Origin of the sequence: Streptomyces sp. NPDC090077, from assembly GCF_044747545.1 — a bacterium.
Lineage (GTDB): Bacteria > Actinomycetota > Actinomycetes > Streptomycetales > Streptomycetaceae > Streptomyces.
The window spans coordinates 57,777-69,510 of the sequence record NZ_JBIVEG010000018.1; the positions used below are offsets into that span (position 1 = coordinate 57,777).

Sequence of the window (11,734 nt, forward strand, 5' to 3'; positions counted from 1 at the left end):
CCCGCGGACGGCACGGAGGGGGCGGCCCCGGGGCCGCCCCCTCCTGCGTACGCCGCCCGGCCCGACGCCTCAGCCCAGCGGCGGGACGGCCTCCTCCGCGAGCGGCGGCCCGGGCGGGGTGCCGTCCCCGAACGGGCGCCCGCCCAGCGCCTCCCGGCCGTGCGGCTCCAGCCAGCCCGACGGGTCGGGGCCGGCGGGCACGATCCCGGACGGGTTGATGTGGCTGTGCACGACGTAGAAGTGCTGCTTGATGTGGTCGAAGTCGACCGTGTCCCCGAAGCCGGGCGTCTGGAACAGGTCCCGCGCGTACGCCCACAGCACCGGCATGTCCGAGAGCCGCTGCCGGTTGCACTTGAAGTGGCCGTGGTAGACGGCGTCGAAGCGCACCAGCGAGGTGAACAGCCGGATGTCCGCCTCGGTGATCGTGTCGCCGACGAGGTAGCGCGACCGCTCCAGCCGCTCCGAGAACCGGTCGAGGCGGTCGAAGAGCGCCCCGTACGCCTCCTCGTACGCCTCCTGGGACTTGGCGAACCCGGCGCGGTAGACGCCGTTGTTCACGTCCGTGTAGATCTCCTCGCTGACCGCGTCGATCTCCGCCCGCAGTGCGGCCGGGTACAGCTCCGGCGCCCCCTCGCGGTGGTACGCCGCCCACTCCGTCGACAGGTCCAGGGTGATCTGCGCGTAGTCGTTGGTGACCACCTCGCCGCTCGGCACGTCCACGATCGCGGGCACGGTGATGCCCCGGTCGTACTCCGGGAAGCGGGCGAAGTACGCCTCCTGGAGCCGCTCTATCCCGAGCACCGGGTCGCGGCCGTCCGGGTCGAGGTCGAAGGTCCAGCTGCGCTGGTCGTGCGTGGGCCCGGCCACGGCCAGGGGCAGGGCCTTCTCCAGCCCGAGGAGCCGGCGGACGATCGTCGCGCGGTGCGCCCAGGGGCAGGCGCGGCTCACCACGAGACGGTAGCGGCCCGCCTCCACCGGGAAACCGTCGCGTCCGTCGGCGGTGATCCGGGTGGTGATGTACCGGCTGTCCCGCGTGTACCCCTTGTCGGGGCGTACGTTGCTCATCCTCCGGGCCTACCCAGGAACGGCGGCGGCGAGCGCCCGCTCCAGCGGCGCTCCACCGCCCCTCCTGGACACACCGCCGAGCCCTCCCGCCGCGACCGCGCGGCAGGAGGGCTCCGGTGGGGGAGGGGGAGGGGGGGAGGGGGAGGGGGACGTCGGTCAGGCGCTGATCCGGTGGTCCGCGACGGCGGCGGCCCGTCCGAGGGAGAGCTCACCCGTGGTCAGCAGGTCCAGCAGCTGCGCCAGTTCGCGGTCCTCGGGCGTCGCGGTACGGAAGACGAAGTGCCGCAGCCCCGCCTGCTCGGGCCCGCCGAAGAAGCGGAAGAAGCCGATGTCGGCGCCCTGCGGGGCGAAGCTCTCGTACAGGAACACCGTCGCGCCGTCGGCGGTCAGCCCCCGCCCGGCGGCGATCAGATCGCCCGCGGCGGCCTCGTACACGAGGTCGAAGGAGCCCTCGAAGGCCTCGGACACGGTGTCCGCGGTCACCACCCGGCGGGCGCCCAGCCGCACCGCCTCCGCGGCCTCCCCGGCGTCCCGCACCACGGCGGTCACCTCGGCGCCCAGCGCGGCCGCCAGCTCCACCAGCAGCCGGCCGATGCCCCGGCCCGCGCCGGTGACCAGCACCCGGCGGCCCGCCACCGAACCGGCGCCCCGCACCAGGCGCAGCGCGGTCAGCACCGCCACCCGCAGCGCGGCGGCCTGCTCGAAGCTCACGTGGTCGGGCAGGACCACGGCGTACTCGGAGGGCAGGGTCATGTACGAACCCCACTCGGTACCCGTGGCCACGCCCACCACCCGGTCGCCGGGCTGCGGGCTGAACCCCTCGGGGGCGGCCTTGAGGACGACCCCGGCGACGTCCCAGCCCGGCAGCCAGCCCTCGGGGAGCGGCTCGGCCCGGATCATCTCGTCGATCTCGGGGGCCACCGCGCGCACGGCGATCAGGATCTCGTCCTCGGCCTGCTCGGCGGCGCCCTGGAGGGAAGGAAGGGTGGGGGACTGGTAGGACATGGAAGTTCCTCTCGTACCTGGTGGTGTTTCCTCGTACGGCTCGTGATCCGGAATGCGGTGGGGCGGGTCGGAACGCGTCGTCGGTTCAGAACTCATCGGCGGGTCAGAACTCATCGGCTGCCAGGAGCGGGGCCCCGTCCAGACGGTCCACCGCGACCACGTCGAAGACCTCGGGCTGGTCCAGGACGAAGGACGGCAGGCTCAGCCGGCTCTCCAGCACCTGGTACCTGATCCAGTCGTGGGTGTAGTGGTCGTCCGGGACCCCGGCGGCCAGCACCACCCGCAGCTGCACCCGCCGGCCCCCGCTCACGGCCACCTGGGCGGCCGTCACCTCGCCGGTGGCCAGGGCGGAATCGACCAGTTCCCGGGCCGACACCCCCCGCCCGTGCAGGCGGAAGTACGGGTCGGCGGGGCCGAACAGCCGCAGGGCGGGCCCCCCGGTGCCGCAGACGCAGTGCGCGTACTCGCCGAGCTCACCCGTCGCGTACCGGATCAGCGGCGGATCGCGGCGGGCGTCGAGGGTGGTGACCAGCACCTGCCCGTCGACGACCTCGACCAGCTGGTGCGGCAGCGGGTGGTAGAGCCCGGCCAGGCAGTGCGGACCGTGCTGCGCCACGACCCCGGTGGCCGGGGACCCGTACAGGCGCCAGACCCGGGTGTACGGGAAGCGGTCGGCGAGCAGGGCGTCGGACGTGGTGTCGTGCAGGGTCCCGCCCAGCAGCAGGGTGCGCAGCCAGGGCAGCGGCCGGCCGGCGCCGGCGGCGCCCGCGAGCCGGGCGACCGTCTCGGGCGGCGCGCTCAGGGCGGTCACCCCGGTCCGGGCGAAGAAGTCCAGCCAGCCGTCCTGCGCGCCGTCCGGCAACGGGCCGAGCGGCAGGCAGGCGGCGCCCGAGGCGGCGGCGAAGCGGTTGAAGAAGTGGTGGTCGGGGCGCAGCCGTTCGCAGGAGTGCAGGTTCACCAGCACGTCGGTGGGGCCCAGCGGGCTCCACGCGCCGCGCACCCGCTCGGCGAACATGTCGTCCGGCAGCAGGCTCAGCGCGGGCGCGCGGACCGTGCCGCCGTCCGCCCAGACCAGCGAGGCGGCCGCCTGGGTACCGGAGGCCAGCACCTCCTCGGTCGCCCGCGCCAGCTCCTGCCGGGTCAGCACCGGAAGGTCCGTCAGGCGCAGCGGACCGGTGGCCGGGAGAGGGGCGTACTTCGCCCGGAGCGCGGGGATCCGCACCGCCCGGCGCAGCAGGTCCGGCAGTTCGCCGGCGAGGTCCGGGCCGTCCGTGCCGTCCGGCACGCCGGGTCCGCCGGGGCCGCCGGGTCCGTCCGGTGCTCCTGCCCCTGTCTCTGAGCCCGTCCCCGGTAACGCCGTTCGCTGTGACATGCGCGGAGCCAATGGAGTTCACCCCTTCTCGCTCACGGGCCCGACTGAGGTTCATTCTTGGGCTCGGGTCTAACTTTCTACTACAGCCCAACGAGTTTGGGAAGCGGAAGGGTTGTGGACGGGAAGAGTCCGGATATGGCCCCCGATCCATCATTGTTCCGGGGTACAGACTTGAACTACGATCGAGGCGCGGTGGAGCTGCGGGGAGGCGGCTCCCGCGCACTCACACCCATCGAGGGGGCTCTCGTGGCAGCGTGGAACGAAGAGACGACCGTCGCGGTCGTCGGCATGGGATGCAGGTTCCCCCAGGCCAACAGCATCGGGCAGTTCTGGGACAACCTGGTCGCGGGCACCGACTCGGTGACCGCCGTACCGGCGGACCGCTTCGACATCGACGCGTACTACACACCGGAGCCGGGCGTTCCCGGCAAGACGGACTCCCGCTACGGCGGCTTCCTGGACGACCCCTTCGGCTTCGACACGGAGTTCTTCGGGATCGCTCCCGCCGACGCCGCCGCCATGGACCCCCAACACCGGCTCCTGCTGCTCGTCTTACGCGAGGCGCTGGACGGGGCGGGCATCCGCCCCTCGTCGCTCGCGGGCACCCAAGCCGGGGTGTTCATCGGCCAGGCCACCGCCGAGTACACCCGCGGCGAGGACCTCGGCGCCCACACCCTCAGGGAGGTCGCGGGCAGCGGCGTACGCGCCATGGCCGCCGGCCGCATCTCCTACGACCTCGACCTGCGCGGCCCCAGCGTCACCCTCGACGCCGCCTGCTCCTCGTCCCTGGTGGCCGTGCACATGGCCCGCCAGAGCCTGCTGACCGGCGAGAGCGACCTCGCCGTCGCCGGCGGGGCCAACGTCATCCTGTCCCCCCACGAAGCCGTCGCCTACTCGCAGGCCGCGATGCTCTCACCCGCCGGCCGCTGCCGGTTCGGCGACACCGCCGCCGACGGCTTCGTGCGCAGCGAGGGCGTCGCCGTCGTCGTCCTCAAACGGCTGCGCGACGCCCTCGCCGCCGGCGACCCCGTCCTCGCCCTGCTCCCCGGCAGCGCCGTCACCAACGACGGCCGGGCCAGCGGCTCCCTGATCCGCCCCGCCGTCCAGGGCCAGACCGCGATGATCCGGAACGCCTGGCGCAGCGCCGGGGCGGACCCCGCCCGGCTGGACTACGTCGAGGCCCACGGCACCGGCACCCCCACCGGCGACGAGGTCGAACTGCTCGCGCTCGCCGAGGCCGTGCGCGGCCACCGCCCCGCCGGGCGCCCCCTGCGGATCGGCTCCGTCAAGACCAACATCGGGCACGCCGAAGCCGCGGCGGGCATCGCGGGCCTCGTCAAGACCGTGCTGATCGTCCGCCACGGCACCGTCCCCGCCTCGCTGCACGCGACCAGCCCGCATCCGCTGCTCGAAGGGCCCGACGCCCCGCTGCGGCTGGTCACCGCCAACGAGCCCGCGGCCGACGCCTCCGCCGCCGGGGAACCGGCCGCCCCCGCGGACCCCGCCCCCGTCGTGGCCGGCGTCAGCTCCTTCGGCCTCTCCGGCACCAACGCCCACGTCGTCGTCGCCTCGCCCGCGCCCCGGCCCGCCGAACTCCCGCACGGTCCCACCGAACTGCCCCCGGACCGCCCCACCCACCTGCTGGTCCTCAGCGCGCACTCGCCCGCCGCCCTGCGCCGCCTCGCCCTCGCCCACGCCGCCCACCTCGCCCCCGGCGGAGCGGGCCGGGACCACCCCCTGTGGGACCTCTGCGCCACCGCGGCCCTGCGCCGCGACGCCCACCCCCACCGGCTCTGGGCGACCGGAGCCGACCACGACGAACTCGCCCTCACCCTGCGGGCCCTCGCCGAGGACCGGCCCACCCCGGCCGGCGGCACCGGCGAAGCCGGCTTCGCGGGCCCCCGCCGCCCGGTGTTCGTCTTCCCCGGCCAGGGCGCCCAGTGGCCCGGCATGGGCCGCTCGCTGCTGTCCTCCTCACCGGCCTTCCGCGCCGCCCTCGACGCCTGCGACACCGCCGTCCGCGCCGAGACCGGCCGGTCCGTACGCGAACTCGTGGCCGCCGCCCCCGACACCTACGACTTCCCCGACCGGGTCGACACCCTCCAGCCGCTGCTGTGGTCCGTCCAGACGGCGCTCGCCGCGCACTGGCGGGACATGGGCGTCGACCCCGAGGTCTGCGTGGGCCACAGCATGGGCGAACCGGCGGCCGCGGCCACCACCGGAGCCCTCTCCCTCGCCGACGCCGCCGCCGTCATCTGCCGCCGCAGCGCCCTCCTCCAGCGCACCACCGGCCAGAACGCCATGCTGGCCGTGGAACTCCTGCCCCAGCAGGCCCTGGACCTCATCGCGGACGAGCCGGACGTCTGCGTGGCCGCCGAGAACGCACCGACCAGCACCGTGCTGGCCGGCGACCGCGCCGCCCTGCGCCGGATCGCCCGCCGGCTGGAGCAGCGGGGCGTCTTCCACCGCCTCGTGCGGACCAACGTCGCCTCGCACTGCCCGGCCATGGACCCGCTGCGCGAGGACCTGCTCGGCCTGCTCGCCCACCTCGCCCCCCGCCCGGCCCGCACCCCCATGCACTCCACCGTCCGCACCGCCTACCTCGACGGCGGCGAACTCGACGCCGGCTACTGGGCGGACAACCTCCGCCGCCCCGTCCGGTTCGCCGACTCCGTCCGCCACCTGGCCAAGGAGGGCGAGAACGTCTTCGTCGAGATCAGCCCCCACCCCCTGCTGAGCGGGGCCGTCGAGGAGACCCTCCGGGAGCTGGGCGCCCCCGCCGCCGTCGTCACCTCCACCAGCCGCCGCGACCCCGAGGACGAGGCCCTGACCCTCGCCCGCTCCCTGGGCGCCTACTTCGCCCTCGGCGGCACCGTCCACTGGGAGCGCTGGTTCCGCGACCGCGCACGCCCCGCCCCGCTGCCCGCCTACCCCTGGGAGACCGAGCCCCTGCGCCGCCCCCAGGCCGTCACGCCCGCCGGCGCCCCCGTCGGCCGCAGCCACGCCGCCGAGATCGCGTACGACCACCGGATCGCCGGGATCCGGCTGCGCGGCCTGACCCCCGTCCCCCCGGTCGCCCACCTCGCCCACCTCCACGAGCTGGCCCGCACCGCCGCCCGCGCCGAAACCGTCACCATCACCCGCGCCCTCGTCGGCGAGGAACTCGTCGAAGCCCCCGCCGAGGGCGCCACCCGCGCCGTACGGATCCGGTTGGACCCCGCCCGGCCCGGCTCCTTCACCGCCCGCGTCGACACCACCGGCCCCTCGCCCCGCCCGTGCCTGCGCGCCGACCTCGACACCACCCCCGCCGAGCCCTCCCGCTACCGCCCGGCCGACATCGACGCCGCCCTCGCCCGCTGCCGCCGCCACCTGACGCCCCGGGAGTTCCTCGCGGGCGCGGGCCGCCGCGGGTACGAGGTCCTGCCCGCCCTGCGCACCCTGCGCCACCTGTGGCTGCGCGGCGGCGAAGCCATCGCCCAGATGTCCCGGCCCGGCCCCGGCGTCTCCGAACAGGGGGCCTGGGAAGCCTGCTTCCTCCCGCTGCTCGCCGCCCTGCCCCAGACCCCCGGCGACCACCGCGCCTACACCGCCGAGTCCTTCGGGCGGGTCCGCTTCCACGCCGGGCTCACCGAGGAGTTCTGGGTCCACGCCACCGTCACCCCGCTGCTGCGCGGGGACGCGGCCCGGGCCGCCGTCCACGTCGTCGGCCCGGACGGCCGGGTGCTCGCCGAGTTCCACGACATCCTCGTGCGCCGCATCGGCGCGGCCCCCACCGTGTCGGCCCGGCTGCGTTCCGCCCTCGGGATCGAACCCCGGCGGCAGCGCCCGGTCCCCGTCCGGGCGGCGTACGGAACCGCCCCCGTCCGGGCGGCGTACGGAACCGGTCCCGCGCCGCAGGAGTCGTACACGCGGGAGGAGCGACGTGAGGAGGAGCGTGAGAGACGGCCGGCGGACCGCACCACCCAGTTCGTCGCCCGGGCCGCGCGGGTGCTGGGCATGACCCCCGAGCGCATCGACGTGCGCCGTTCGCTGCGCGACTACGGCATCGACTCCCTGACGGCCACCCAGCTGAGCCGCGACCTGCGCTCCACCTTGGACTGGGAGATTCCGGTCCGGCTGCTCCTCGAAGACCTGAGCATTCGAGCCATAGCCGCAGGTCCGGCTGTGTCATCCATGATGGAAGCTGTACTGTGATGCATAAATTGATCGTGATACAAAAGGTATAGGCGCCGGTGCGGCGGACCGTCTCCCGCCGCTGACAACGTCAGTGAGGCCTGCGGCCCTGCGCGCCGGCGGTTGCGCGACAGGAGACCCCCCACACATGACCAGCAGCAACATCACCGCAGGTCCGCCACAAGGCCGCCGCGAGCGCAACAAGCAGCGGGTCCGCGACAGCATCTACTACGCCGCCATCGAGCTCTTCGCGGACCAGGGGTACGACCAGACCACCGTCGACGAGATCGCCGAGCGGGCCGACGTGGCGCGCGGCACCTTCTTCAACCACTTCCAGAAGAAGGAGGACCTCATCACCGAGTGGGGCGCCAAGCGCCGCGACGTGCTCCGCGAGGGCCTCGCCGCCGCCACGGAGACCGACCCCCGCCGGGCACTCCTGGAGTGCATGGGCCTCCTCGCCGACATCAGCCTGCGCGACCCCGCCCTGACCCGCGCCCTCACCACGGCCTGGGTCAAGGCGGGCTACCTCCTCCAGGAGGAGCCCTACCTCAGCGACATGCTGGGCGACTTCGTGGTCGAGGCCCGCCGGCGCGGCCAGGTCCCCGACACCGTGGACCCGCGCCTCGCCGGGCTGCTGCTGCGCGACGTCTACTTCGGCACCGTTTTCCGCTGGGTGCAGCGCCCCGAGGGGGAGTGCGACCTGGCGGCCGACCTGCACACCGCCTGCGAGACCGTCCTCGACGGCATCATGCCGCTGGCGCCCGACGGCTCCTGAGGGGCCGTTCCCCCGCCCCGGTCCCGGACCGGGGCGGGGGAACACCCGCGGTGATCCGGCCTTGGGACGGCCGCACGACCGCCGGGTCACCGACCGGGCCGTCGCCGAACTCCTCGGCGACTGCCGCTTCCTCGTCTTCGACGAGTTCCACGTCCACGACGCCGGTGACGCCATGCTCATCGGCCGGGTGCTCCGGTCCGTCCTCGACCAGCGGATCACCCTCCTCACCACCTCGAACTACCCCCCGGCCGGCCTGCTCCCCAACCCGGTCTTCCACGAGATGTTCGAGCCCGCCATCAGGATCCTCGAAGAGACCATGGACGTCGTCGAGCTCGGCGGCGGCCGCGACTACCGGGCCGCGTACGCGTCCGGCGCGGCCCGCTCCGAGTTCGAACGCGGTGCCTACCTCTGGCCCGGCACCGCGGAACAGCTCGCCGGGCAGGGCCTGACCCCGCCCGCGGCCGGCGAAGCGCAGCCGGTGGAGGTGACCGGCGGACGCACCGTGCCCGCGCTCGCGGTCCGCGGCGACCTGGTCTGGTTCGACTTCCACGACCTGTGCGACCGGCCGAACTCCACCGGCGACTACCTGGCGGCCGCGGACCGCTTCCCCGTCTGGGTGCTCTCCGGCCTGCCCCGCCTGGCCGGGGAGGACCGGGACGCCGCCCAGCGCTTCGCCAACCTCGTCGACGTGCTCTGCGACCGGGACGTACGCCTCGTCCTCGTCGGCGAGGCGCCGCTCGACGACGTACTGCGCGGCGAGAACCTGCCGCTCGACGTCAACCGGACCGCGAGCCGCCTGTCGCTGCTGTCCGCCGCGGCCGACTCCGGCGCGCACTGAGCCGGCCGCCGGTCCGTCGCCCCCCTGGGTGCGGCCCGCCGGACCCGCGCCGCTACCGCGGCAGGGGTTCGGCGGCCGAGGCCCAGGCGGCCCGCCACTCCTCAACCCGCGGGGCGGGACCGGCCGCCACGTCGGCCCCCACCCACCCGGTGACCGGCCGCAGCCCGTGCAGCGCGTTGGCGACCCACACCTCGCGCCCGCCCAGCTCCGCGACCGGCACCCGGCACCGCCGCACCGCGACACCCAGCCCGGCGGCGCGCCGCACCACCCACGCCACGGTCACCCCCGCCAGGACCGGCAGCCCGGGATCGACGACGCACAGCGCGTCCCCGTCCCACCAGACCAGGTTCGCCGTGGCCGTCTCCCGCACGAGGCCGTCGTCGCCGACGAGGAGCGCGTCGTCGGCGCCCGCCGCGACGGCCCGCGCCCGCAGCCTCCCCAGCGTCCCGAGGTCCGGCCCCTTGCGCCGGGGCGTGCGCCGCGGGTCCCCGCCCCCGGCCCACAGCCGTACCGCGTCCGTCCGCGGGGGCGCCGGCCGCACCCGCAGCTGCAGCCGTCCGTCCACCAGCTCCACCCGGGGGAACCAGCAGCCCCGCCGGGGCAGCGCCCGGGTGGCGGCCTCCGGGAAGCCCTCCGGCGCGGGCCCGCCCGCCTCGGCCACGGCGGCGGCGAACCGACGCCAGTGCGCGGGCAGTTCACGTACCCGGCCGTCCTCCACCAGCCAGGAGTCGGCCGCCGCGAGCTCCCCGGCCGCCTCGCCCTCGACGAGCCCTTCCGGCCCGTACAGGAGGACCCGCTCCCCGCCTTCACCGGCACCCGCCGACCTCGTCGTCATGCCCCGGAGCATAGAACGCCGCCCACCCTCTTGCGTACGCCGTACTCCTTGTGCGTACAGTGTGCGCATCACCGGAACGGTGTACGCGCCGAGTGGGCCTCGTCAACGGGACGCACCGACGAAGACGAAAGGGAAAGACCCATGGAAAGCAGGAACCCCCGCCGCTGGTGGATCCTGATCGTGCTGTGCCTGAGCTCGCTGGTCCTGGTGGTCGACTCCATGGCCCTGACGGTCGCGGTGCCGTCCCTGACCACGGACCTCGGTGCGAGCGCGCAGGACACCCAGTGGATCCTCGACTCCTACATCCTGGTCTTCGCCGGTCTCCTGCTCACCTCCGGCAGCCTCGGCGACCGCTACGGCCGGCGCCTGGTCATGCTGGTCGGCCTGGTCCTCTTCGGCGCGGCCTCGCTGGCCGCGACCTACTGCTCCAGCCCCGGTGAGGTGATCGCCGCACGCGTCGCGATGGGCGTCGGCGGCGCGCTCATCATGCCGTCCACGCTCTCCATCCTGATCACCGTCTTCCAGGAGGACGAGCGGCCCAAGGCGATGGCGGCCTGGGGCTCGGTCTCCATGCTCGGCCTGGTGGGCAGCCCGGTCCTCGGCGGCGTCCTGATCGACCACTTCTCCTGGCAGTCGATCTTCTTCATCAACGTCCCGGTCGTCGTCCTCGCCGTGATCGCCGCCCTCACCCTGATGCCCGAGTCCAAGGGCCTCCGGCAGAAGCCCGACCCGCTGGGCGCCGTGCTCTCCGCCGTCGGCATGACCGCCCTGGTGTGGTGGATCATCGAGATCCCCCGGCACGGTGCCTTCGAGGGCCGCTCCTCGCTCACCCTCGCCGTCGCGGTGGCCTGCCTCGCCGGCTTCGTGATCTGGGAGAACGTCACCCCCTCCCCGATGGTCCCGCTGGTCCTCTTCAAGAACCGCAACTTCAGCGGCGGTTCGCTCTCCCTGACCCTCGTCCAGATCGGCAACGGCGGCCTGCTGCTGGTCCTGACCCAGTACCTGCAGTTCGTCCTCGGCTACTCGCCCCTCAAGGCCGGCCTGGCCTTCGTCCCGCTCGCCGTGGCCGCCCTGATCGGCAACGGCGCGGGCGCCGGCCTCGCCTCGAAGGTGGGCAACCGCCCCCTGATCGTGGGCGGCATGATCGTGATGGCCGGCTCCTTCGCCCTGCTGACCACCGCCTCCCCCGACAGCGGCTTCACCGTCCCGGCGGTCGCCCTCGGCCTGCTCGGCCTCGGCGCGGGTGCGGCCATGCCGGCCGCCGTCGGCGCCCTGATGGCCACCATCCCCGAGGAGAAGGCGGGCGTCGGCTCCGCCCTGAACGACACCATCGGCCAGGCCGGCAGCGCCCTCGGCATCGCGATCCTCGGCTCGCTCCTCGCCTCCGGGTTCGCCGACGGGATGCCGGCCGGATCGCCCGAGCAGGCCAGGCACTCCATCGCCGGGGCCCTGGCCGCCGCCGGCGGGGACGAGGGCATGGTGCGCACGGCCCGCGAGGCCTTCACCGCCTCGATGTCGACGACCTTCACCATCAGCGCCGCGGCCATCCTGGCCGCCGCGGTCCTCGCCGCCCTGGTGATGCGGGACCGCAAGCGGACCGGGCCCGCCGAGCCCGCCGCGTCCGAGCCCGCCGCCGTCTGACCGGCGCCACGGCACCCGCGCAGCGGCCCG

General features: G+C 74.8%; 8 protein-coding genes. 4 read left to right on the forward strand and 4 right to left on the reverse strand.

The features are described from left to right. Positions 1-69: 69 nt before the first annotated feature. The 3 genes from ACIPW5_RS26435 to ACIPW5_RS26445 all read right to left on the reverse strand — a co-directional run bounded on the left by ACIPW5_RS26435 (position 70) and on the right by ACIPW5_RS26445 (position 3,355). Positions 70-1,065 (reverse strand): glutathione S-transferase family protein, encoded by a 996-nt coding sequence (locus ACIPW5_RS26435; protein WP_401249613.1) that lies wholly within the window; start codon positions 1,063-1,065, stop codon positions 70-72. A 156-nt stretch (positions 1,066-1,221) separates the two neighbouring features. Next, positions 1,222-2,070 carry a zinc-binding dehydrogenase gene (locus tag ACIPW5_RS26440; protein WP_401249616.1) on the reverse strand — a complete coding sequence of 283 codons (849 nt, stop codon included), beginning with the start codon at positions 2,068-2,070 and terminating at the stop codon, positions 1,222-1,224. A gap of 103 nt (positions 2,071-2,173) precedes the next feature. Then, positions 2,174-3,355, reverse strand: coding sequence for a hypothetical protein (locus ACIPW5_RS26445; protein ID WP_401249619.1), 1,182 nt, complete (start codon positions 3,353-3,355; stop codon positions 2,174-2,176). A gap of 333 nt (positions 3,356-3,688) precedes the next feature. Here ACIPW5_RS26445 and ACIPW5_RS26450 point away from each other — a divergent pair, with 333 nt between their 5' ends. The 3 genes from ACIPW5_RS26450 (at position 3,689) to zapE (ending at position 9,228) form a co-directional block, all read left to right on the forward strand. Beyond that, positions 3,689-7,636, forward strand: coding sequence for a type I polyketide synthase (locus tag ACIPW5_RS26450; RefSeq protein ID WP_401249622.1), 3,948 nt, complete (start codon positions 3,689-3,691; stop codon positions 7,634-7,636). Between the two features lie 127 nt (positions 7,637-7,763). Next, positions 7,764-8,390, forward strand: coding sequence for a TetR/AcrR family transcriptional regulator (locus tag ACIPW5_RS26455; RefSeq protein ID WP_401249625.1), 627 nt, complete (start codon positions 7,764-7,766; stop codon positions 8,388-8,390). 61 nt (positions 8,391-8,451) lie between these two features. Then, positions 8,452-9,228, forward strand: a complete 777-nt coding sequence (zapE, locus tag ACIPW5_RS26460; protein WP_401249627.1) for a cell division protein ZapE — start codon at positions 8,452-8,454, stop codon at positions 9,226-9,228. Positions 9,229-9,280: 52 nt separating this feature from the next. Here zapE and ACIPW5_RS26465 read toward each other — a convergent pair whose 3' ends face one another. After that, complete coding sequence (locus tag ACIPW5_RS26465; protein WP_401249630.1) at positions 9,281-10,063, reverse strand: aminotransferase class IV; 783 nt, start codon at positions 10,061-10,063, stop codon at positions 9,281-9,283. A gap of 141 nt (positions 10,064-10,204) precedes the next feature. Here ACIPW5_RS26465 and ACIPW5_RS26470 point away from each other — a divergent pair, with 141 nt between their 5' ends. Continuing rightward, positions 10,205-11,704, forward strand: coding sequence for an MFS transporter (locus ACIPW5_RS26470; RefSeq protein WP_401249633.1), 1,500 nt, complete (start codon positions 10,205-10,207; stop codon positions 11,702-11,704). Positions 11,705-11,734 lie beyond the last annotated feature (30 nt).

Excerpts from the sequence above, each read along its gene's own strand:
- ACIPW5_RS26435 (WP_401249613.1), bottom strand. The coding sequence starts at position 1,065 with ATGAGCAACGTACGCCCCGACAAGGGGTACACGCGGGACAGCCGGTAC.
- ACIPW5_RS26470 (WP_401249633.1), top strand. The coding sequence starts at position 10,205 with ATGGAAAGCAGGAACCCCCGCCGCTGGTGGATCCTGATCGTGCTGTGC.
- ACIPW5_RS26440 (WP_401249616.1), bottom strand. The coding sequence starts at position 2,070 with ATGTCCTACCAGTCCCCCACCCTTCCTTCCCTCCAGGGCGCCGCCGAG.
- ACIPW5_RS26455 (WP_401249625.1), top strand. The coding sequence starts at position 7,764 with ATGACCAGCAGCAACATCACCGCAGGTCCGCCACAAGGCCGCCGCGAG.
- ACIPW5_RS26465 (WP_401249630.1), bottom strand. The coding sequence starts at position 10,063 with ATGACGACGAGGTCGGCGGGTGCCGGTGAAGGCGGGGAGCGGGTCCTC.